At 52.2% G+C, this 22,105-nt stretch carries 20 protein-coding genes and 1 tRNA gene; 4 read left to right on the top strand and 17 right to left on the bottom strand.

Annotated elements, in window-relative coordinates:
* Positions 1-23 precede the first annotated feature (23 nt).
* From NOU37_01465 to NOU37_01395, 15 genes are all read right to left on the bottom strand, one after another.
* Positions 24-653 (bottom strand): V-type ATP synthase subunit D, encoded by a 630-nt coding sequence (locus NOU37_01465; protein MCQ4573904.1) that lies wholly within the window; start codon positions 651-653, stop codon positions 24-26.
* A complete protein-coding gene (locus NOU37_01460) occupies positions 650-2,032 on the bottom strand; it encodes a V-type ATP synthase subunit B (protein MCQ4573903.1) in 1,383 nt (460 codons plus the stop codon). Before NOU37_01460 ends, NOU37_01465 begins: the two co-directional genes overlap by 4 nt.
* Positions 2,033-2,042: 10 nt before the next feature.
* Positions 2,043-3,806, bottom strand: coding sequence for a V-type ATP synthase subunit A (locus NOU37_01455; GenBank protein ID MCQ4573902.1), 1,764 nt, complete (start codon positions 3,804-3,806; stop codon positions 2,043-2,045).
* Positions 3,803-4,129, bottom strand: a complete 327-nt coding sequence (locus tag NOU37_01450) for a hypothetical protein (protein ID MCQ4573901.1) — start codon at positions 4,127-4,129, stop codon at positions 3,803-3,805. The genes NOU37_01455 and NOU37_01450 overlap by 4 nt, the downstream gene beginning before the upstream one ends.
* Entirely contained in the window at positions 4,130-5,125 is a 996-nt protein-coding gene (locus NOU37_01445; GenBank protein MCQ4573900.1) for a V-type ATPase subunit, read from the bottom strand.
* A gap of 196 nt (positions 5,126-5,321) precedes the next feature.
* On the bottom strand, positions 5,322-5,909 hold the full coding sequence (locus NOU37_01440; protein ID MCQ4573899.1) for a V-type ATP synthase subunit E family protein: 588 nt from the start codon (positions 5,907-5,909) through the stop codon (positions 5,322-5,324).
* A 5-nt stretch (positions 5,910-5,914) separates the two neighbouring features.
* The gene (locus NOU37_01435) at positions 5,915-6,454 is read right to left on the bottom strand and encodes a V-type ATP synthase subunit K (GenBank protein ID MCQ4573898.1); all 540 of its coding nucleotides are present in this window, start codon (positions 6,452-6,454) and stop codon (positions 5,915-5,917) included.
* 16 nt (positions 6,455-6,470) lie between these two features.
* The gene (locus tag NOU37_01430) at positions 6,471-8,474 is read right to left on the bottom strand and encodes a hypothetical protein (protein MCQ4573897.1); all 2,004 of its coding nucleotides are present in this window, start codon (positions 8,472-8,474) and stop codon (positions 6,471-6,473) included.
* 3 nt (positions 8,475-8,477) lie between these two features.
* On the bottom strand, positions 8,478-8,804 hold the full coding sequence (locus tag NOU37_01425; GenBank protein ID MCQ4573896.1) for a hypothetical protein: 327 nt from the start codon (positions 8,802-8,804) through the stop codon (positions 8,478-8,480).
* Positions 8,805-8,810: 6 nt separating this feature from the next.
* Positions 8,811-9,119, bottom strand: coding sequence for an MTH1187 family thiamine-binding protein (locus NOU37_01420; GenBank protein ID MCQ4573895.1), 309 nt, complete (start codon positions 9,117-9,119; stop codon positions 8,811-8,813).
* 206 nt (positions 9,120-9,325) lie between these two features.
* Positions 9,326-10,861 (bottom strand): ribonuclease Y, encoded by a 1,536-nt coding sequence (rny, locus tag NOU37_01415; protein ID MCQ4573894.1) that lies wholly within the window; start codon positions 10,859-10,861, stop codon positions 9,326-9,328.
* 617 nt (positions 10,862-11,478) lie between these two features.
* Entirely contained in the window at positions 11,479-11,937 is a 459-nt protein-coding gene (locus NOU37_01410) for a 4Fe-4S binding protein (GenBank protein ID MCQ4573893.1), read from the bottom strand.
* Between the two features lie 30 nt (positions 11,938-11,967).
* Positions 11,968-12,378, bottom strand: a complete 411-nt coding sequence (locus NOU37_01405; GenBank protein MCQ4573892.1) for a biopolymer transporter ExbD — start codon at positions 12,376-12,378, stop codon at positions 11,968-11,970.
* A 182-nt stretch (positions 12,379-12,560) separates the two neighbouring features.
* Positions 12,561-13,229: a MotA/TolQ/ExbB proton channel family protein gene (locus tag NOU37_01400; protein ID MCQ4573891.1), complete on the bottom strand. Its 669-nt coding sequence runs from the start codon at positions 13,227-13,229 to the stop codon at positions 12,561-12,563.
* A gap of 104 nt (positions 13,230-13,333) precedes the next feature.
* Complete coding sequence (locus tag NOU37_01395; GenBank protein ID MCQ4573890.1) at positions 13,334-14,779, bottom strand: hypothetical protein; 1,446 nt, start codon at positions 14,777-14,779, stop codon at positions 13,334-13,336.
* Between the two features lie 355 nt (positions 14,780-15,134).
* Between NOU37_01395 and glyS the strand changes: the two genes are divergently transcribed.
* The 4 genes from glyS (at position 15,135) to NOU37_01375 (ending at position 19,645) form a co-directional block, all read left to right on the top strand.
* Complete coding sequence (gene glyS / locus NOU37_01390; protein MCQ4573889.1) at positions 15,135-17,276, top strand: glycine--tRNA ligase subunit beta; 2,142 nt, start codon at positions 15,135-15,137, stop codon at positions 17,274-17,276.
* A 166-nt stretch (positions 17,277-17,442) separates the two neighbouring features.
* Positions 17,443-18,327 (top strand): site-specific tyrosine recombinase XerD, encoded by an 885-nt coding sequence (xerD, locus tag NOU37_01385; protein ID MCQ4573888.1) that lies wholly within the window; start codon positions 17,443-17,445, stop codon positions 18,325-18,327.
* Positions 18,328-18,333: 6 nt separating this feature from the next.
* Positions 18,334-19,521 (top strand): alkaline phosphatase, encoded by a 1,188-nt coding sequence (locus NOU37_01380; protein MCQ4573887.1) that lies wholly within the window; start codon positions 18,334-18,336, stop codon positions 19,519-19,521.
* Positions 19,522-19,574: 53 nt separating this feature from the next.
* Positions 19,575-19,645: transfer RNA gene (locus tag NOU37_01375), tRNA-Gln, on the top strand.
* Positions 19,646-20,607: 962 nt separating this feature from the next.
* On the opposite strand, the gene NOU37_01370 is transcribed toward NOU37_01375, so the two are convergent.
* Positions 20,608-20,895: a hypothetical protein gene (locus NOU37_01370; GenBank protein ID MCQ4573886.1), complete on the bottom strand. Its 288-nt coding sequence runs from the start codon at positions 20,893-20,895 to the stop codon at positions 20,608-20,610.
* 286 nt (positions 20,896-21,181) lie between these two features.
* Positions 21,182-21,754: a hypothetical protein gene (locus NOU37_01365; GenBank protein MCQ4573885.1), complete on the bottom strand. Its 573-nt coding sequence runs from the start codon at positions 21,752-21,754 to the stop codon at positions 21,182-21,184.
* Between the last annotated feature and the right edge of the window lie 351 nt (positions 21,755-22,105).

Below are 22,105 nucleotides of genomic sequence, written 5' to 3'. Positions count from 1 at the left end.
GATGTATAGAGTGAATACAAGTTTTAGAAAGTGGTTCTTTTGGCCTCCAGTATCTCTTTGACCTTCATGAGCCTTGAGATATTGAAACGCTCCATCTCGTCCAGCCTTGCCTTGATGGACCTGATGGACCCTCTCAGCTCCGGTATGAGTATATACTCCAGGGCGTTTACCCTGCGCCTGGTTTCTTCCACCTCCCTGGCCAGTAACCAGACGGAATGCTCCAGCTCGGTGAGCCTTAGTATCCTGGGCAAATAGTCCCTGAGCCGTGATACGGCCGTGTCGAGGTTGCCGGCGGTGTCAAGCAGGCTGTAGCGCGGCGCGGGAGGTAAGACTGCATTATAACTGGGTAACGTGACGTTCAGTACACGGCTGTGTCCGAGCTCTAGCTCAAGCGCGCTTACGGAGTGTTCCAGGGCCGTTGTGACCGCGCCTTTGGGAGAGGTTAACCTGGCCAAAACAAAGGGCTTAAGCAGTTCCGGCAGCTCCCTGTCAACGGCCCCGCGTACATCCTTGTAATCCCGTGATAAGCTCAGAAATTCCTTAACAAGACCCTCCAGTTTGTCCTTTATCATCCTGTGGCCTCTCAGGGCCAGGGCATATCTGCGCCTGAGTCGCAAGAGTTCCATCCTGTTGGGGTTGACCTTTAGCCTCACCTCTTTCTCTCCCTGTAGTACTTGTCCAGATATTCATGCCGTATCCTCTTCAACTCCTTTTTCGGCAGCAGTCCGAATAATTTCCAGCCTATGTCCAAGGTATCGTTGATGGACCTGTTTTCCCCCTCAAGCTGCCGGATGAACTCATTTTCAAAGTGGTCTGAGAAGTCTACGAAGGACAGGTCTAACGGGCTCAGGGCGCCCTCGCCAAGGATAACGGCCAACTCCTTTACCGCCTTGCCCCTGGCGTATGACGCATAGAGCTGGTTTGAGATATCGGCATGGTCTTCTCTGGTTTTACCCTCGCCGATGCCCTTGTCCTTCAGCCGCGACAGCGACGGCAAGACGTCGATGGGCGGATAGATGCCCTGCAGGTGGAGCGACCGGGAGAGGATTATCTGTCCCTCGGTTATATACCCCGTCAGGTCGGGAACGGGGTGGGTCTTGTCGTCTTCCGGCATGGTCAGGATAGGTATCTGGGTAATGGAGCCCTTCTTACCCTTGATTCGGCCGGCCCGCTCGTAAATAGTAGCGAGGTCTGTATAAAGGTAGCCCGGGTATCCTCTCCTGCCGGGAATCTCTTTACGCGCGGCCGATACCTCTCTAAGCGCTTCGCAGTAATTGGTCATGTCGGTGAGAATTACGAGGACATGCATGTCCAGCTCATAGGCCAGATACTCGGCCGTAGTCAGTGCCATCCTGGGCACGGCGAGGCGTTCTATCGGCGGGTCCTCTGCCAGGTTTACGAATACGACGGCCCTTTCTATGGCCCTGGTTGCCTGAAAGTCGGAGATAAAGTAGTTTGCCTCCTCGAAGGTTATTCCCATGGCCGCAAACACCACCGCGAAGCCCCCGGGAGAGCCGGGTACTTGTGCCTGGCGGGCTATCTGAGCGGCAAGTTTCGCATGGGGAAGCCCTGAACCTGAGAATATGGGGAGTTTCTGTCCCCTTACCAGGGTATTCAGGCCGTCTATTGAAGATATGCCGGTCTGTATGAATTCGCTGGGATAGTCTCGTGCGCAGGGGTTAATCGGGTTGCCGTTTATATTCAGTCTCTTATCCGGGATAATGTTTGGACCGCCGTCTATGGTCTTGCCCGCGCCGTTAAAGATCCGGCCGAGGATATCCGGGGAGACCCCTATCTCAAGTCCCTTGCCAAGGAACTTTACACGAACGTTGTCCCTCCCTAATCCCAGGGTACCCTCGAATACCTGTATCAGGACACAGGAGTCCGCTATCTCGAGCACCCTTCCCCGCCTTATCCGGCCATCGTCGAGCTTTACCTCGGCGAGTTCCCCGTACGTGACACCGTCTACGTGCTCTATCAGCATTAGAGGTCCGAAGATGTCCTTTACCGTAAGATATTCCTTAAATACCAATATCGCTCCCCTATATAAGCTCGTTTATCTGGCTTTCGATGTCCCTCTCCATCTGCACGAAGAACTCCGTGTCTCCTTCGGTCGCCAGCCGCAGGTCGGAGACGTTGTCTTTAACCGGTATTTCCATGATGCCTGAGAGTTCAACGCCCTTATCTACCGCCTCCTGCGCCTTGGTGTAGAATTTCAGTATAATGTTCAGCATGTAAAACTGTTTCTCAAGCGAGGTGTAGGTGTCCAGTTCGTGGTAGGCGTTTTGATGGAGAAAATCCTCTCTTATCATCTTGGCTATTTCCATAATGAGTTTGTCCTCAGGAGAAAGGGCCTCTACACCGACCAGTCTGACCAGTTCCTCAAGCTCTGATTCCCTGTGCAGCAGGCGCAGGGCCGTTGCCCTGTTCTTATTCCACCCCGGCCCTATCTTTTCGGTAACATATTTGTCTACCACCTGGTGGTACAGGGAGTAGCTTGTGAGCCAGTTCACGGCGGGAAAATGCCGCTGGGAGGCAAGCCTGTCGTCCAGGCCCCAAAAGACCTTTACCGTCCTCAGGGTGGCCTGGGTGACAGGCTCGGAAAGGTCGCCCCCGGGTGGAGAAACCGCACCGATAATGCTCAGGCTTCCCCTTCTTCCCTCTTTGCCCCGGGCATCCCTTCCAAGACACTCCACGCTTCCAGACCTCTCGTAGAAGCTGGCAAGTCTGCTGCCCAGATACGTCGGAAAACCCTCTTCACCGGGCATCTCTTCCAGCCTGCAGGAGACCTCTCTCATGGCCTCAGCCCAGCGAGAGGTAGAGTCGGCCATAAGGGCTACGTGGTAGCCCATGTCCCTGTAGTATTCTGCTATAGTTGTGCCGGTAAAGATGGAGGCCTCTCTGGCGGCGACCGGCATGTTGGAGGTGTTTGCCACCAGCACGGTACGTTCCATCAGGGATTCGTGGCTCCTGGGGTCTTTCAGCTCGGGAAACGTAAGGAGTACGTCTGCCATCTCGTTGCCGCGTTCGCCACAACCGACATAGACTATAATGTCGGCGTCCGACCATTTTGCCAGCTGATGCTGCACAACCGTCTTCCCGCTGCCAAACGGTCCGGGCACACACGACGTGCCGCCCTTTGCCACCGGGAAAAAGGTGTCGATTACCCTCTGTCCCGTAACCAGGGGCTCGCCGGGCGGTAGTTTTCTGGCTACCGGCCTTAGCTGTCTCACAGGCCACTTCTGGATCATCTTTACGCCCACAGTATCCTCAGAAGTTTTTACCTCTGCCACCACCTCGTCCAGGGTGTAGACGTCCTCTCCGAGGGCAACAAGTTTGCCCTCGACACCGGGTGGAACCATTACCCTGTGCTCCACAAGCACCGTCTCACGGACGGTGCCCAGGATATCTCCCGGGCCTACATTCTCCCCCACCGTCCGGGCGGGGACGAAGTGCCATTTTTTTGTCCTGTCCAGCGGTGCGTATTCCACACCCCTGGCTATGTACGAACCCGAGTGGGCGGATATTATGTCAAGCGGCCTCTGGATACCGTCAAAGATGGAGCCGATAAGGCCCGGACCAAGCTCGACACTGAGCGGTTCACCCATAGGATAAACCGGTTGACCCGGACCTATCCCCTCCGTCTCTTCATATACCTGGATGGAGTATTCTTCTGAGCGTATCTCAATTACCTCCCCCAGCAGCCTCTGCTCGCCCACACGCACCATATCATTTATGTTTGTGCCGGTCAGCTCCCTGGCTATCACCAGAGGTCCTGAGACCTTGGTTATCACCCCTTCCTTCAATCCGGGCCTCCCTCTAGTATGTCAATACCGATGGCCCTCTTAACCATTTTGCCGGTCTCCCGGATGCTTGTGCCCGCACTGCCGAGATGTGAGGGAAGGACTGCTATGGGGATACGCACTTTTTCTCTGAAGGCTGAGACGACCTCCGGCCGTGCCGATATAATATCCTCACACACCAGTATCAAAGACACCTCGGGGTCCTGGGCCAACTTCTCCATGACCCTTTCAAACTCCCTTTCCGAGCCGGCATACTCAAGGCCCATCCCCAGCATCTTAAAGGGCAGTATTTTTTCGCGCTCCCCGATAACAACCGCTTTGTGCATTTAGAAACACGTCCTCCGAAGCATGTTCCCGGTGACCCCCGGGCTCAGCTTATTCAATGCGCCGCCTATCAACAACCTGAGATTGAACAGTTCGGCTGTAAGTGCCGAAAGGTATCTAAAGACCTTTCCCGGTCCAAAGGCCGCGTAACGCGCCGGCTCCAGCTTCTCCATGAGATAGTCGCCTGTGTATTTCTCATACCTGGATAACAGGTCTCTTCTGCTCCCGGTAATGATTTTCTCCACAATTTTCTCAGGTACGATCTCAAGAAGCATTTCCCTCCAGTGTCGTGGAGCACCCTGCACCGGTATCTTGAATAATTCATCCTCCTTGAGGAACCACAACGCCGCAGCCTCACTCCCCGTCGGTACCCTCTGAAGCATCAATATTCCCTTTAGTCTCCTGTAATCTCTTACGTAACCGCATATCAACTCAGATTCCAGTCCAGCCATAAGTGCCGGCAGGTAATGCAGCTGGTGTCCGTCGAGGATGCTGTCAACAAGTCCGGGGTCGCCGGTCTCATCTGCCTTCCCTTGTGTGCGGGACTCTTTAAGCGCCGACAGGGCCTCTTCGTATACATCCGGCAGAGAAGGTCTTTTGCCTCCCTGCCAGAGCTCTCTCCACACATTCTCACTTATAGTACCGGGGAAGCGTCCTGCGGGAGGCAGCCCGTAAAGCTCCTCCTTGAGAAAGTTTTTGAGGTTCATGAATTCGTAGGGGAGGAGGAAGAAGTCACAGACCACCGGGGAGGGAGAAAACCTTCTTATTTCCCGGACCTGTGACTGGTAGCGGTCATTTACTATGTCTTCATAATCCAACAAATCGTCGGTCGTGTGAAAATAGTCCCTCAATGAGGAATCCCTTATACGGTAGAGTATGTCTTCACGTTTTTCCAGAGGTGACAGTTCCTGGAAAAAGGCTTCCCTGAGGAGTGTGGTTTCAAGGACGCTCACCTTTCCCGACACAAAACACCACTGTTGAGGATCTCTTTCTTTCATTTTACGACACATCTATCCAAAGGGTAGGAGCGGCCCGCCGGGTCGCCCCTACGGATACCCCTCATTTAAAAGGCTGAGCGTTGAGACATACCCTTACAAGACTACAACACGTAGTTACCCCATTTATGCGACAAAGGTCCATAAACGCCCTGGTCTGAAGGCAGGGGTTTTCCGTGGTCTCTTCGGAGTGTTCGCGTTATCTGCCAAACAGTTTCTCTGCCATCTCTGAGATCGGATCTTCACGCAGTTGGCTCAACACACACTCCAGGCTGCGGTCAATCTCAAAGGTTTTTGTCTTTAAGATAAACCCACCCTTTATGTCTGCCGCTGACGTTGCCAGAAAGAGGACGTCCTCACTGCGCGAGTCGTTCGCCTTTCTTACCAGTTCCGGGCCGATGCCTCTGAGGTCTTTGCTGGAGAGCGTGAGTTCCGCCTTTTCGTCTATACTTAATCTGTCCAGCCACTCCTCCAGCAGCGCCAGATACTCCTGTCTGTCAAGGGACATTACGCTGTCCGCCGCTTCCTGGAAAAGACGGTCGATTATGTTGTTCTTTGATTCCAGAATCTGTTTCTTGTAGCGGGCATTGAGGAGGGACCGGTTTTTTTCTTTTTCTTCCTCTAATTCCTTGCGCAGCGTTTCAAGTCTTTTCTCGAGCCTTTCCTTCTGCAACTGCTTTTCCCGGTCGAGTTTCAGTTTGATGCCGTGCCCTGCAACCTCAACCAACCTTTCCGCCTCTTTGCGTGCGTCTTCCAGCAACCGTGCGTTTATTCTTTCCAGTGTCATGGGCTTTAGTGAGGGATAGTCTCCAGGACAGCAAACGTAAGGCCTTCTGTTTTAGTGAGCCACATTATCATGAGAATCGCCGCAAGGAGGGCGACCACGGCATACGTCTCTACAAGAGCGGGCATGAGGATTGCCCGGCCAGCTTCTTCAGGCCTCTTGGCCGTCAGGTTTATAGCCGCTGCGGCGGCCTCTCCCTGCCATATCGCGCTCCTCCACAGGACTACCCCCATAGCAAGGCCCGTAGAGAAAAGCCCTACTCCCACTATTGGGGTGACGTTTATTGTGCCCTCAATGAGTCCTATCCTCATGGCAATGGTGATGGCACAGATAAAGCCGTAAAAACCCTGGGTGCCCGGCATGGCCATCAGCACAAGGAGTCGCCCAAAGAGCTCCGGTTTTTCGGAAATAACGCCTGCGGCCTGGGTAACGGCAGTGCGTATGCCCCCTGCCGACCCCACGCCCCCAAACATTACTGCCAGCATCGCTCCCGTACATGCCCAGCCAAGACCAGTCTCCAGGAACTGAGTCTTTAGGAATTCTTCCATAGGTTTAAACCCCTTTTTATTCTATTACCTGAACCTTCTGCGAGTGGAAGCCAAACGGTCTGAAATGAATGCCCCCTGCCTCGTAAAATCTGCCAAAAAACTCAAGCATTATGAGCCTTGCCGGATGCACAAAAGCACCTATTATACATATGGCAAAGTTCAGCACATGGCCGATAATCAGGGCCAGTATGAAAAATATTGTCCCTGCCGAACCCAGCATGGCGGCTATGATGTTAAATGACATGGCGATAATACTGGTGGTAAGCCCCAGTGCCAGCAGCCTTGAATAGGAGATAATGTCACTTATGAACATAGTCGAACCGTACGTGCCCGTTATACCGTAAAGACTGACGAGTCCCGTAATCGCCTTGGCGGCCACGCCCTTCTCCCTTCTGCCCTGGGAAAGTACCAGCCCAAAGGCGCCCAGGACGGCCATGCCCTTTCCCGCGGTCACCGTATTGGGCGGCATTGCAATAAATACGTGTCCAATCAGTATAACCAGCCCCGACAGAAATATAAGCCACAGACCTCCGTCCAGCAGGGCGTCCAGCGGCCTCCCCATCCTGTACTCGCGATACATCCGGAGACTCAGGGCGTAGAACTGGTTGATTATCCCAAGCCCCAGCACGAGAACCAGTGCGACGAGGATGCTGTCGAGCGGATCAAAGACGCTTAGTTTCTCTTTCATGTAAAGTAATGGATTGCCCTCGCCCAGATACTCGGGCTTATAAAGGTCACCCGCCCATCCCCCCGTTAAGGCGCCACAGACCGTCGTGCTGGCCCCGGCGTAGAAAAAGAGGCAGAAGAAGTTCCACAGGCCCTGATTCAGCCGGTACCGCCTCATCAGACAAAAGGAAAGACCCATCAACACGACCCCGTATATGACGTCACTGAAACAGATGCCGAAGAATAGAAGAAAATTGAGGACGATATAAGGCGTGGGGTCAAAGGCGAAATAATTGGGCAGTCCAAACATGTTCGTTAACAATTGTACGGGCCGGAACAGCGCGTTTAACGTCAGAGAGACGGGCACGTCTTCATCCGGTGACGGCTCCTTGTAGATGGTCGCATATTGGGGGAACTCGGCCTTAAGCATGTCTTCCATTATGTGGACGTCTTTTGTGCGTATATATCCCGTCACCAGCAGGAGTTTTTTCGACCTGGCGAACTTTGTCTCGGTATTTTGTCTTTCCCTCAGGCTTTCCCGGTATCCGAGAAGCGCTACGGCCCTGCGGTGGTGCAGGTGCGCCTGTTTGAGCATTTTGGCCCGCAGTACTTCTTGCCTCTCCAGTAATCCACGTTCCTTCTGCTCTAATTCAGAGGTCCTTTCTTCGGCCCTGCCTGGAAGTTCCGGGACGGCTAACTCCTCAAATCCATGCGCGGATGCTAACGCTGCGGCCTCTCTCTCGTCTTCTGGCAGACAGGCCAGCAGGACCCTCTTTCGTTTTCCACCGGGAGGTGTAACGTCCTGCCACGCACATAGTTCTCTCGCCTGCGGGTTAAGGGTGAAGCTGCGCCAGTCTTCCCCGGAAAAGATGCCGAGCCCGAGGCGCGCTCTATGGACGGCCTTCACCTCCCGCACCGTCCAGGGCAACCCGTGCAGTTCCCTGATGAGACCTGCTTCCCGGCGAACATCCTTTAGTTGTGACTCAATCGAGGTCTGCTCGTCGTGGAAGGCCTTGCACTCATCATAAATCTGGTCTGTTTTAAAAGAGGAGAGGATGTCCAGGAGTTCGTCCTTTTTGACCTGTACCGGCACGGGAAAGATGCCCTCCAGGAATGACTTTTCTCCGGTCAGGAACGGTGCCAGGGTGGAGACTATGAACTCAAGTTTCCTGATTTCATCCCCGCCGTCGTGTCCGATTAGACCGTACTTTTTCAGGACAATTCGTGCGGTGGGTATGCTTGAAAAGGCGTCTAAGACGTGTAAGACATTTAGCTGGTAAAGTCTGGATACAAGGGGCCTGCTATTATAGGCCGGGACCAGTAAGGTGACCCTTTTAACCCTGTCGATGGCCATGTTTTAAAACTCACGTGTCCTGTTTATCAGAAACGATACTACCTCATCGGATCGTTCTCTCTCTCTTTGCAGGACAAATGCCTGTTCGTCCTCGAAGGCCTCTTTGAGCTTGGACTCTTCCCGCTGCATCTCTTCTTTAAACCGGCGTCTCAGTTCCTCTGCCCCGGCCTCAAACTCTCTTTCGTAATTCAGCCTGATTGGCGCCAGCTTGTCTTCCAAACCGGCTTCAAGAGACCTCGCCTTCTTTCTGGCGTCTTCGACCACTCGATCGGCCTCCTGCTCAATCTTGGAAATCTCTTTTACAATGTCCAGTTCAGCGTCTTTCATCACAACTTATTACTTGTTCAGTGACCTTCCAAGCGCTCCCTCTATTGAAGCCACTTTTTCCCCGATGTGGACGGTCCTGCCCTTTCGCTCATCAATGGTTATTATGGTAGACACCCTTTCAGAGTTCTCCATCACCCTGTCATGACATTTTTTTATAAGGCCCATAACCGTGTCCCAGTCACCCTCAATAACGGTCCGCATGTCGTTAACCTTATAGCTGACGCCGCTCTGTTCCACTACGTCCATCACCTCTGCCAGCTGGCCGCTCAGGCTGCTGGAGCCGGTCCCAATAGGTACGACCCTGAAATCTGCCAACATTTTGTTGACCCTCCTCTGACAACTAACGATACAAGTACTGCACGGTGGGCGGATTATACATCATTCCAGATTGAATGTAAACGGATAGATTGGAAGGAGTGAGACGACACGGCAGACGTTCTTACACTTATGTCAAAAAGGCCGGCGGGTTGTCTTGTAATGCGCAGGGACGGGGTTTTCAGTATCGCATCCGTCCGGTTGGGAAGCTATTTGGCATGCTCTATGGAGCGTGTCTCGCGGATAACGGTTACTATCACCTCGCCGGGGAATTCCAGTTCCCCCTCGATCCCGCGTGCGATGTCGTAGCAGATCTTTTGGGCCATGTTATCGTCGACACCCTCGGGGTCGACAATGACCCTTATCTCCCGGCCGGCCTGGATTGCATAGGCGCTTCTTACGCCGTTAAATCTGGCCGCGATACCCTCGAGTTTCTCCAGCCGCTTAATATACTTTTCCAGCGATTCACGCCGTGCCCCCGGCCTGCTTGCGGATATGGCATCTGCCGCGCTTACAAGCGGGGCAAAGGCGGTTTCAGCGGGAACCTCCTCGTGGTGGGCGGCAATGGCATTGACCACCGCAGGCTTTTCTTCATACCTCTTTGCCAGTTCCGCGCCGACGGCCGCGTGGCCGCCTTCCACGTCGCTGCCGGTTGACTTTCCGATGTCATGAAGGAGTCCGCACCTCCGGGCTGTTTTGGTGTCAAGTTTCAGCTCGCCGGCAATAAGAGCGCATAGGTCCGCCACCTCCGTGGCGTGACTGAGCTGGTTTTGACCGTAGCTTGTCCTGTACCTGAGCCTGCCGAGGTGTTGAATGAGTTCCGGGTGTATGTCGTGAAAACCCATGTCAAAGCACACGCGCTTCCCCGTCTCCTTTATTGTTTCTTCCATTTCCTTTTTAGTTTGCCCGGCGACCTCTTCAACCCGCGCGGGATGTATACGACCGTCGAGAATAAGTTTTTCCATCGTAAGCCGGGCGACCTCGCGCCTTATGCCGTCAAAGCCTGAGAGCACGATAATCCCCGGCGTGTCATCCACTATTACGTCTATGCCCGTGGCCTTCTCAAACGCCCGTATGTTCCTGCCCTCCCTGCCGATAATGCGGCCCTTCATCTCCTCATTAGGAAGCTCAACGGTGCTTATGATGTTCTCAGCCGTGTGGTTTGCCGCACACCTCTGAATGGTCTCACATATAATCTTGGCAGCCTGCTCGTTGGCGGTTTCGTTTACCTTATTTACGGATGCCGCGATCCTCTTTGAACATTCTTCCTCCAGGTCTTTATCGAGGCGGTCCAGCAGGGTCTTTTCCGCTTCTTCTCTCGTGTACCCCGAAACCTTGAGCAATGCCCTTTCTTCTTCTTCTATAAGCCTTTTCAGACGGGCCTCTTTGGTCTCGGCGTCTTTGAGTTTTGTGCTCAGATTTGTTTGAAGGCCGTCTACGTAATGCTCCTTTTTTGAGAGGATCTCCAGCTTTCTTTCCAGATTGTCTTCCCGTTTGGACAGTCTCTTCTCAAGCTGGCGGAGGTCGTGTCTTGTCTCCTGGGTCTCTCTTTCGATCTCCTCCTTTCGTTTGAGGAGCTCGTCCTTTAAGACCAGGTCAGCTTCTTTTCTTATCCTTGACGCATCGGCATGTGCCTCATCGAGTGCTTGTTTGGACTCCCTTTCCTGTACGCGTCTTTTCTTGGAGGTGAGGAAGAAACACAGGAAGTATCCAATGGGGACAAAAACGGCACAGGAAACCAACACTACGATTAATAACTTTATATCGACTGTAGGGATAGAACTTCACCCCCCTTCGAATAATACCCAAAGGGCATTTATAGTGCAGTGGATTAAAACCCCGGGGATTCGAAGACGGGCTTACATGGCGGAAGAAACAGCGGTGTGTCCTGCCGGTAGAACGGCCTTTTTCGGAGGCGCCCCTTCACACCATTGTCCGTTAATAGAGGGTAAGAAAAGCTCTTTTAATAAGGCCTTGCGTTTGCCCTAACGTACTATGCGGGGCAATCTTACAAGAGATAAAAAGCCCCTAAAACCCTCCAAATAGGACACAATATCTAAATACTGGTAAGGCCTGTTAGCCGCCAGAATAAGCTCTTTTCCAAAAACCCCGAAGGTACTCAACATATGTCTCTATTGGAAGAATTTTATACAAGTCATGGTAAAAGTCAAGAACTATTTGGCGGTGCCAACAGTCCCTTTCTTCACCGTGAGAGCTTTGATGCGGCCGGGGGTGCTAGCGGGGACGTGAGAATGACTGTATACGGAGCGCAGGGTCTAAGTTCTGGATACGCAAGAACGCAGTCTAAATGTCGTTACTTAGAAGGGTTAGAGATATTATAGAGACAGCGAAAATCTGAGGGCTACTTATCTGCCGTTACAAGGACCTCCTTTTTCACCTTGTAAACAAGTGCCTCGGTCTTACACGCCTCGACGCACGCCATGTCATCATATCCCTTGCAGTCGTCACAATTTACAGCTACTTTCATCTCGGTTTTCTTGAAAATGGCTCCAAAGGGGCATGCAGTTACACATTCCCAGCAGCCCGTGCACTTTTCCTGGTCTATGACCACGTTACCGTCTTCATACTTTGTAATCGCCCCGTACTCGCAGGCGTCCCGGCACTTAGGTTTTGCGCAGTTCTGGCATACCGTCATATGGGGCTTATCCTTGCGTATGCTGACCGTGAGGCGGGGAATGGATTTAGGTTCCTCGGAAATGGCGGTAAAGACGTCTTTAGAGACGGAATGTCTCACCGAACAGGCGAACATACACTGTTTGCAAGTGACGCATTTATCTTTGGCAAATTTCTTCTTAAGCATTGAGACTTCTCCTGCAAAGTATAGCGAGACCTACCGCGTCTCTTCTTCTGAGACCGTGAGGGCAGTTATTCTCTTTAGTCCTGCGCCTCTGGCAACGTCCATCACCGCAATAACCACCCCGTAGGCGACGTCCCTGTCCGCCCTCAGGACCAGTACGATGTCTCCCAGCGCTTCGGTTTTGCTGCGCAGGATGGCGTCCAGCTCGGTTATGCCGACAGGCTGCTTTCCAAAGAAGAGCCGGCCCTCTTTGTTGATGGTAATGGTCAGCCCCTCAAACTTGGTCGTCTCGGCATGACTTGCGCTGGGCAGTTCAAGTTTTATGTTGGGCTGTTCAATGAACACGGACGTGACCACAAAAAACATTAAAAGTAAAAAAAGGACGTCTATCAAGGATGCTATGTTAATACTGTAATTAACGGCACGTCTGGTCCGAAAATCCATTTGTTATTAACCTCTGAACACCGCATTTCGGTACAGGCGATAGTCTGTTGTCAGTAATATTGTGCCTGACCGGGGTTGGGCCGCCTGCCCGCCAGCAGCACTGTTACAGACGTCTCTAAATTTTAAGCAAATTTGGCAACAAAATAAAGTGACAAATTCGGGGGCGTTTATATCTTTAAGTATTATCCTTCGTGAGAGGGGTAGTGACCCTGCAGCTTTGCCCCCTCGGGCCGTTCCTTTTCTTGGCGGGCCTTGGAGGCATAGAGCTTGTTAAGGAGGATTGTAGAGAATCTTTCCATTTCGTTCACAAAGTTGCCAACCCTGCGGTCATAAAAGCTGAAGGCAATCATGGACGGGATAGCGATGGAGAGGCCCATTATGGTCGTACGCAGGGCCTGAGCGATGCCGTGGGAAAAAGCGCTTGGGTCTCCCAGCCCTGCCTTGCCGATGGCCGCAAAGATCGAGTCAAGCCCTATGACGGTTCCAAGAAGACCGAGAAGAGGGGATACGGCCGCTACGATCTCAAGCAGAACAAGATTGCGTTCCAGTGTCTTTGACTCCTCCCTCCCGGCGATCTGTATCTCGTGGAGCTTCTCTTCCCAGGACAGGTGGAGGTTTGTAAGTACGTGTTTGACGATATTGGCAAAAGGGCCGCGCATGTGCTGGCATCTGGAAAAGGCCCTGGGGACGTCGCTTATGTCTTTAACGTCGTGGATGAGCCTGACAAGTTCCGGCCTGATGATACGGTTCTTCCCCAGACACAGGGCTCTCTCTATAACAACCGCCAGGGCAATCACGGAGCAGATGAGCAGCGGTATCATTACAGGGCCGCCGCCGATAAGCCAACTCAACTTAGTCGCTACCTCCCTCTTCTTGAATGCAAACTGACTTTACTGTGTTGTGCGGTCATGTCGAACGGGTTTACAGTCTCTCCTGGCGCGGTGTCGCCGCAGCGTTAAAAGAAATAAAAGTTAAACCGCACGTCGATAAATTCCTCCTCAACGTAGGAGGGGAACTTGTTGAGGTGCGTTTCGGTAATAGCGTCTCTTATATAGGACGCAAGCAGGTTATTCCCCGCGGTGTCTATAACCTTTACTTCTCCCGTAGTCCCGTTAGGGAGCACCTTGAACTGTATTATAATGGGATGATTTGGTTTTGTCTCCAGTTTTATCTCCGCTCTCGTGCCATATTTGAGTATCCAATACCAGGATACCCTGTCGCGGATGTGGCGGTAGTAGGGTGCATATTGGTCCTTCATCACGGAAAACGCCTCAAGTCCGTCCTTGGTGACGTTGCCGTCTTCGTGGTCGTATAATGGTTCTATCGTTCCACCGGAGAGTGTCTTGGCGTTGAAGCTGATGGCCACCTTTGGTCTTACCCCCTTCCTGGAGGAACGTCTTTTTTTCTTGCTCTGTTTTTTTGGGGGCTTCTTAACTTCTTGCTTTTGCTTCCGTGGCTCCTCCGGCGGTATGTATGCCAGCTCCTTGGGTTTTTCCTCTACCGGAAGCAGGCCGTCCTCTTCCTTCTCAAATTCCTCGTCAAGCAGGCCCAGTTTTTTCTTTAGATAGGCGCCTTTTTCTTCTGAGACCTCCGTGTCCTCAGGCTCTTCCGCCCGGGTTTCCGTGGCCGGCTCATCTCTTGAGGCGACCTCTGTAGTTACCTCTTCCGGTGAGGAGGTTTCATCTGGTTCCGTGTCCTCAGGGGAAGCCTCTTCTAGCTCTGCTTCAGCCAGTAATTCCTCGTCTTCTGTCGTACTCTCCGTGTCCTCCGTCTCTTCAACAACCTCTGTCAGTTCGCCGGTATCTGTCCCCTCAACCTCGGTCTCTGTCTCTTCTGCCTCGGCAGTTGTTTCCTCCTCCTCGGTCAGCACTTCTTCATCAAATATGCCGGCCAGCATCTCTGCGATTCCCCCCGTGTTGAGGGGACCTTCTCCAGGAGGGCCGCCGATTGCCGGTATCTCAGTGTCACCCTCCAGCTTGGGTTCTTCTGTCTCAGGACCTTCGTCAGGGGCGGTGTCTTTGGCAAGCGTGCTCTTCTCGCCTATCTTCTCGGTCTCGACCTCTACCTCCTCGTCAACGGCGCTGTCTGCCGTATCCATGAACTGCTGCCGCTTCTTCTCTTCAACCTCCTCCTCTTCTTCTTCCTCTTTTGCTGCTTCTTGTTCTTCTTTCCAAAGCTCTTCCTTCTTTGCGAGCTCTTCGACCTCGTCACCGGCCTCGACAAACTCAAAGACAATCGGCGTAGAGATGGCTGCCGGCTCGGGTACACCGCCAAACAGCTCCGTTCTCAACAGGTGACCCGCAGGGAAGAAGAATATGAAGAGGAAATGAATCAATGCGGAGGCAAGGATGAGAAGCCCGAGGAATTCCCAACTACCAAGTCGTAGAACTTTTTTGTCCATTCTGTAACCGCAATCAAAATAACATGTTGTGGTCTGCGCACGCCACAAATAAATTATATCTCACAAGGCCTTACAAGGATGAGTCGCCTTTGTAGAGTTAAATGGCAACACTTGGACCTTGCGACAAAATACAAGAAAACCAGCCTTGTTCTTGCAGTGGGCTCCCCCTTTAAAAGACTCAGTATTGTATTTGTGTAAAGAAAAATTCTAGAATATATCACCGGCTTTGTCAATGCAATTGTGAATCTTACGCGGGTAGTACGTTAACAGTTAACACTTGTAATAGCTAGGGGATAGAGAGGGTTTTCTGTTGACATGTTCTCTATAATGTAGCTATAGTACTGCCGGTCTTTCAATGACACCGAAACACACTACAAATCCGCTTATGGGCAAGCTGTTACTGGAGATAGGCACTGAGGAGATTCCCGCCGGCTATATAGCGCCAGCTCTCAGGCAAATGGAAGTACTTTTTAAAGAAGGGCTTAAGAAGAACCGCCTGGGCTTTGGGAGGGTGGAGACCTTTGGGACACCGTGCCATCTGGGTCTCTACGCGGAGGGTATACCGGAGAAACAGCCGGCGCAGACAGAGGAGCTGCCGGGACCGTCGAGTAAGATTGGCCTTGATTCTGACGGCCGTCCCACAAAGGCCGGGCTTGGCTTTGCCAGGGCGCAGGGCGTGGACTTTAGCGAACTGCAGGTCAAAGACACCCCTAAGGGGTCGTATCTGTTTGCCGTTAAGACCCATGAGGGAGTACCGTCTATAAAACTTCTGCCGGAGATTCTTTCCGATGTCATCCGTTCAATATCATTCCCGAAGAAGATGAGGTGGAGGGGACCGGGACTTTCCTTTGCAAGGCCGATTTCCCGGGTAATGGCCCTCTTTGATGCCGAGGTTATAGAATTCGAGTTGAACGGTATAAAAAGCGGGCGGGTCACACGCGGCCACCCGTTCCTCTCCGGTAAAATGATTACCATCAATAAGGCGGACCTTGGGACCTATAAAGACCTTCTGAGAAAGGAGAAGGTGATAGTAGACCCGGAGGAACGAAAGACCGTACTCCGGGATGCAATAAACGCAATAATGCGGAAATATGGTTCTGAACTGTCGGGAGAAGAAAAACTCTTGGAGGAGGTTAATTACCTGGTGGAGTACCCGTTTCCGGTAGAGTGCACGTTCCCGGAGGAGTTTTTGCGTGTGCCGCAGGAGGTGGTGGAGACGGTGATGATAAGTCATCAGCGGTATTTTCCCGTAGAAGACGGCAACGGCAGGCTTCTATCCAAGTTTGTGGCCGTGTGCAACCGGGATGAGCATGGGGCCCGCAGGTCTGTTGAGGGCAATGAGAGGGTGTTGAGGGCGCGGCTTGCGGACGCAAAGTTCTTCTGGGAAGAGGATAGAAAACGTTCGCTAAAGGACTGGCTCGACGGGCTGAAGGACGTGGTCTTCCATGAGAAGCTGGGAAGCTACCGGGAAAGGACGGAGCGCATCGACAGGCTTTCTGCGTATCTGGCCCGAAAAGAGCTCAACCTGGCGGACGCGGAAAAGGAGGCTCTGCACCAGGCGGCCCTCCTGTGTAAGGCAGACCTGCTGACACAGATGGTGGGAGAATTTCCGGAACTGCAGGGAGTAATGGGTTATCACTATGCGAGAGAAGAGGGGCTGCCGGAAGACGTGGCGCTGGCAATTAAGGAACACTATATGCCGCGACATGCGAGGGATAAAGTGCCGGAGTCACGGCTTGGTATGACGCTCAGCCTGGCCGACAAGTTCGATGCGCTGTGTGGCTGCTTCTCGGTAGGGCTGGTGCCCACGGGCTCTCAAGACCCCTACGGGCTTAGGCGGCAGGCCCAGGGGATAATCCGCATTCTTGAGTCACACAGGCTGTCCCTGTCGCTGCAGGACACGATTGTGGCGGCCCTGGAAAATTTTCCGGGAAAAGGCACTGCCATGAAGGAGATAAACGCGTTCTTCAGAGACAGGCTCTACCAGACGTTCCGCGAAAGGGGTTACAGGTACGACATCGTTAACGCTGTTTTAAGCGCCGGCTTTGACGATGTAAGCGATTTCAAAAACCGGGTTGAAGTTATCTCCGGGATTTCTAAGACCGACAAATGGCAGGAATTAGTTGTCGTGGCAGAAAGGACATTCAACATAGGAAAGAACGCACCCTCCGCCGGAGAGGTTGACGAAGGTCTATTAAAGGAGGATGAAGAACGCTATCTCTGGGACGTTTACGTAAAGAATAAAGACAAGATAACGGCACTCATAGACGAAAAGAAATATGAAGAGGCATCCGCGTTGTTCTGTGAAACATTTGCCGGGCCCGTACACACGTTCTTTGACAAGGTGTTCGTGAACGTGGAAGACGAGAAGCTCAGGAACAACCGTCTCGTTCTTGTTAAAAAGATAAACGAACTCTACGGGCCCAGGGTTGCCGAGCTTTCAAAGATAGTGCACCCGGAGAAAGACGGTTCAGAGGATTTGGTAGAGATTGTGTGAAAAGACGTCAAATAGGACGTTGGATTTTCTGCCCGGTATGAAAGGTGTTTGATGATGATTCTTTACGTCGAGCAAGCTCGACCACTACAGAAGATGTGTGTTACTTTATTATGGCGTAATAAAAAATATTGTAGTGGCAGAGCTTGCTCTGCGTTAAACGAATAACATGGAAGAACTGATACAATCATTTTTAGACTATCTGAGTCTGGAGTGCGGCCTCTCTGAAAATACCGTCCTTGCCTACAGGAACGACCTCAATAAATTCAGGGGATTCCTGGACAAGTGGGATATCGAGAAGATGGAGGATTTGAGGCCTGAGCACCTCAACCTCTACATGGTGGCCGAGAGGGAACGGGGCATAGGCGTAAACAGCGTCTCCCGGAACCTTTCTGCCATAAAACAGTTCTACAAATTCCTGGTAATAGACGGACGCCTGAAGAAGGATGTGCTCGCGGAGGTGGATTCGCCGAAGCTCTGGAAGCGTCTGCCGGACGTCCTGCACTGGCAGGAGGTAGAGAGACTGCTGGACAGCCCTTCGCTGGAGAGGGCACAGGGCCTGAGGGACAGGGCCGTACTTGAGGTGTTGTACGCCACGGGGGCGAGGGCCTCAGAGGCGACCTCTCTCAAGCTGGGGGATGTGAACATAGAGGACGGGTATGTCAGGTGTCACGGTAAGGGCAACAAGGAGCGCATAGTGCCCCTGGGCAAAAAGGCCTGTGAGATGTTGGAGCGTTATCTAAACGAATCAAGGCCTAAACTGGACAGGGGACTACCAGGCGAGTCCGTCTTTTTGACGAGGTCGGGGAGACCGCTGAGGAGAGAGGACGTCTGGCGTATCGTCAAAAACTATGCGAAGAAAGCGGGTATAAAGGAAATCTCACCCCATGGTCTGAGACACTCTTTTGCCACACATCTATTAGAGCGCGGCGCGGACCTCAGGAGCGTGCAGGAGATGCTGGGCCACTCCAATATCGCCACAACCCAGACGTACACCCACATAGAACGCCAGCACCTGAAACATATCCACAAAAAATTCCATCCCAGGGGGTAGCCCGAGGTGATATCGCCGCGTCAGTTTATAAGTAGTAGTAGGTCTATTTACCGCCCGTTGAATATCCCTCTGTTCCGTGTAATCGTAATCGTAACCGTAATCCTCCTGACCGCGCCCTTCGGGGTCCCGGCCGTTGCCGGGGAAAGTGGCGCAAAGAACGTCGTCCTTTTAATAGGCGACGGTATGGGGTGGTCGCATCTGGTCATGGCGAGGAGTTTCGTTCACGGCCCCGCGGGCGAGCTTTATATGGACAAATTTGAACACTCGGGTTATGTCTCGACCTTTTCCCTGCAGAGCCTGATAACCGATTCCGCGGCTGCGGCCACGGCCCTGGCCACGGGCCATAAGACAAGACGGGGCGTTATAGGACAGTCGGTTCATGCGAAGGAATATAAGACCGTCCTTGAGATTGCCGGGGACACGGGCAGGTCAACCGGACTGGTTACCACCGCGGAGGTTACCCACGCCACCCCCGCCGCATTCGCCGCACATGAGTCCTCACGCGAGAACGCGCGTGAGATTGCGGAGGACTACCTGCACCGCTCACGGCCCGACGTAATCATGGGAGGCGGCCTGCGGGTATGGACCACCCTTCCCCTTAAAGAGGCAAGGGACATGGGCTATGAGGTGGTCTATACGAAAGAGGAGCTGGAACGGGTAGATATTGCGAAGACGGAGAAGCTGCTCGGGCTGTTTGCTCCGGAACATATGTCCTTCGCGATGGACAGGAGGCTGGACGAACCGTCTTTAATAGAGATGTCTCTAAAGGCGCTGGAGGTATTGTCCAAAGACCCGGACGGGTTCTTTGTTATGATAGAGGGCGGGCGTATAGACCACGCGAGCCATAAGAACGACAGCGACGCCGTTCTTTACGAGACCGTCGCGTTTGACGAGACGGTGGGTGCGGTGGTGGAATGGCTTGAGGCAAACGGCCTGTCGGATGAGACGCTGGTGATAGTCACCGCGGACCATGAAACGGGCGGGCTGGCGATAGTCGGTCCCAAAAACTTTCTGCCGGGGCGGGGCGATAAGCCGAAGCTGAAGTGGATACACCGGCGTCATACGGCCGAGGACGTGCCCATATGGGCGCAGGGCCCCGGCGCCAGGGCCGTTAGCGGGCGCATGGATAACACGGACGTGTTCAAGTTGATGAGAGAGGCCCTTGACCCCTCTCATACCGCCGAAAGACCTTGACTGGTATCATGCTTTCTGTTAGGTTTTTTACCTCAAGCGTGCAGTCTAATCAGTGGGGAATAGTGTAACGGTAGCACGACAGACTCTGAATCTGTTTGTCCAGGTTCGAATCCTGGTTCCCCAGCTTGTTTCCACTTTTTGACCCCTTCAGCCGTTGGTTTCTCAGGGGTTATGAGGGAGCAAGGAGAGTCTAAAAAAGAGGACCTTTTTAGGCAATAACCTTAATCAGTAGCCAGCTCGCCCTTTGCCCCTTCCTGCGGCTAGCAAGGGGTGTATAAAGTGCTCCTGCCAGCGGAGTGGAAGATTAGTGTAAGTCGAGCGCAATCCAGACAAAAAGCCACCGGGCCACCGGCCCCACCGGACGGTGCGTGCCCTTTCCTCTGTAAGGGAGGTTTTCCAGAGGAGTTCCCCAGGTTTGACCTTCCCTGTGAGGTAGCCCATCTTCTCAGCCGGTGCATGGGCAGATAAGGTAACGTTGCATGCAGGGTGTCCTAGCCGGTAGATAGCCATGTAACTGAGCCTCATTGACCGAAAAATGGATTTCCTGGTCGCCAAAGGTGAACTCCCTATGACGGCATCAACCTCTACAGAGACCTCATAAAGCCCCTTGTGCTCGCTACACTCTGTTACGTTTATACTCTTTAAGAGCTTATTATCTAAAATTTTGGAGACTGATTCCCTTATCCTCTCTTCTTGTTTGGCAGGCAGGCCCGTATCTTTATCCGTCGAACCCACAACCTCTGTGCCCAGGACACATGCTACATAGGCACAGATGAGGAGGGTACACACAAAAAATTTAAAGCTAACGGGCAGTTTTAACACTCTATCCTCTTCACCCCCCTTGGACGCCAGACAGGGGATATAACACCTGGACTGATGCTGGGCTTAAGTAACCTTCCCCTTTTTATTCACGCGCTTCCCACAAGATTTTTGGACTGTGGGGAAAGCTGCCATCGTCCCGCTTAAAGAGTGAAGCACTCCAACACTTATTTCCGGGGTTTTATGTGTTTGAGAGAATTTATCCATATGAACTCTTTAAATTTCTATAGCTATAAGGCGGCGTTAGAAAAGGTGTTATCTGTCCTGCTACGTATGTTGCCCCTGGGCAGAGGGCACTTTTGACTTCTTTGCCATAGTTCGAATACACAATACCAGACTGTACAGGGCAAACGTGCCCCGTGCGGTTTCCAGCGTGGCGAACATCCAGTACCTTAGCTGAAACGCATACCAGGCTAGTATAACCCCGCCGATAAAGTTCATTATCTGATAGTGCAGTACGTTTTGTCCTCTCCCCCAAAAGTTACCCATTATGAAGGCGGTAAGAAGTAAGGTAAGGCCAAAGATTCCCACGGACATCTCAAAAATAGTTCCCATCCTTAATCAGACCCCTTTCGTAAGGGCAAGACATTGTAGTCTTATACATTGGCCCGCCCCCACTCTTAGTACAGCGATTAAGAGCGAGTTATACAACTTGGCATGTTATACTCCCTGTGCCACCTCTGGACAAGCACTTTTGCCTCAAATAAGGTGTCAAATCTCTCTAGTTTGAGTGTATTTACTTGACAGTTACTTGACAGTCGTGACGGCAGAGAGGGGTGGGGGTGGTCGGCCGGGGAGATTAAATTCCCGTTCCTCTCGTGCTACTTATCAAATGCTCTGGCTATGCGAGTTGAATGTCAGCGAAATACGGCCACTTTAACTCGTCCAGTGCCTTTATTACTTCTTCTCTCTTCTCTCTGTCTGCTTCCCTCAACCCTTTCCAAATTCTAAAAGCTCCATCAATTAGGAATCCTCCAAACTCTTCAAGGACACCTTTAGCCACTATTTCTCCTTCCTCCGCGGTTGGCGTTTCAGGTAACCTGTTTACGTAGTTTATGAAAATTTTGCTTTTCTTGGCGGCCTTTTCAAGGGACTTCACATGTTCCTCTAATGGGCTAGTAGTACCTGCGCGCACTTCAAACTTAAATTTGTATATCCAACCATTAACTGCAACCATTGCATCATTATAGAGTTTCTCGCCTTTTTTGTAGACTGTGCCGTCTGGCTTCCAATTCATTCGTAGTTTTATGACCGCTAGCTCAGCCGCTGCTCTTTCGTCAGCTATTTCCCCTATTCCTGTTACAATTTCCGGGGGGAGTTGTCCACCATTCCCATTATGAAAACAGCCTGAAATAGACAAAGTGAAGCATAGCAGACATAACAATGTGAACATAAACCCTAAATAGCTTTTCATTGTAAGCCTCCCTTCAAAGGCATCTTTTGGGATGCGTATAGCAGTTTGATTTAGAGTTAAATCCAGTTATCTATGGAATGCATGTCTCTCAGGCAGGCTCATCTAGTGGGAGAATCTACTACTAGCTGGAAGGATTGTCAAGTTTAACATCTTGGAAGGGTTTAAGCGGAATGTTCGCACTCAAAATAATGCTTCAAGCACGTCTGGATAATACACCTTTTCATTACCGGAATAGTTGCGAAACCTCTGTCCCGGAACGGCATCCAGAATCTATTTCGTTGTGTTTATAGTGTGGTAGGACTTATGCCGCTACGGAGCGTAGCGGAATGGCGGGCAGGTGCAGTTCATTAT

The organism is Candidatus Bathyanammoxibius amoris (genome assembly GCA_024451685.1).
Taxonomy (GTDB): Bacteria; Planctomycetota; Brocadiia; order Brocadiales; family Bathyanammoxibiaceae; genus Bathyanammoxibius; species Bathyanammoxibius amoris.
This window is presented reverse-complemented; position numbering and strand designations above follow the sequence as displayed.

What these genes read in the sequence shown, in the direction of transcription:
- NOU37_01450 (MCQ4573901.1), bottom strand. Translation starts at nt 4,129, where the DNA reads ATGCACAAAGCGGTTGTTATCGGGGAGCGCGAAAAAATACTGCCCTTT.
- NOU37_01445 (MCQ4573900.1), bottom strand. Translation starts at nt 5,125, where the DNA reads ATGAAAGAAAGAGATCCTCAACAGTGGTGTTTTGTGTCGGGAAAGGTG.
- NOU37_01440 (MCQ4573899.1), bottom strand. Translation starts at nt 5,909, where the DNA reads ATGACACTGGAAAGAATAAACGCACGGTTGCTGGAAGACGCACGCAAA.
- NOU37_01435 (MCQ4573898.1), bottom strand. Translation starts at nt 6,454, where the DNA reads ATGGAAGAATTCCTAAAGACTCAGTTCCTGGAGACTGGTCTTGGCTGG.
- NOU37_01430 (MCQ4573897.1), bottom strand. Translation starts at nt 8,474, where the DNA reads ATGGCCATCGACAGGGTTAAAAGGGTCACCTTACTGGTCCCGGCCTAT.
- NOU37_01420 (MCQ4573895.1), bottom strand. Translation starts at nt 9,119, where the DNA reads ATGTTGGCAGATTTCAGGGTCGTACCTATTGGGACCGGCTCCAGCAGC.
- NOU37_01410 (MCQ4573893.1), bottom strand. Translation starts at nt 11,937, where the DNA reads ATGCTTAAGAAGAAATTTGCCAAAGATAAATGCGTCACTTGCAAACAG.
- NOU37_01405 (MCQ4573892.1), bottom strand. Translation starts at nt 12,378, where the DNA reads ATGGATTTTCGGACCAGACGTGCCGTTAATTACAGTATTAACATAGCA.
- NOU37_01395 (MCQ4573890.1), bottom strand. Translation starts at nt 14,779, where the DNA reads ATGGACAAAAAAGTTCTACGACTTGGTAGTTGGGAATTCCTCGGGCTT.
- glyS (MCQ4573889.1), top strand. Translation starts at nt 15,135, where the DNA reads ATGACACCGAAACACACTACAAATCCGCTTATGGGCAAGCTGTTACTG.
- xerD (MCQ4573888.1), top strand. Translation starts at nt 17,443, where the DNA reads ATGGAAGAACTGATACAATCATTTTTAGACTATCTGAGTCTGGAGTGC.
- NOU37_01370 (MCQ4573886.1), bottom strand. Translation starts at nt 20,895, where the DNA reads ATGGGAACTATTTTTGAGATGTCCGTGGGAATCTTTGGCCTTACCTTA.
- NOU37_01365 (MCQ4573885.1), bottom strand. Translation starts at nt 21,754, where the DNA reads ATGAAAAGCTATTTAGGGTTTATGTTCACATTGTTATGTCTGCTATGC.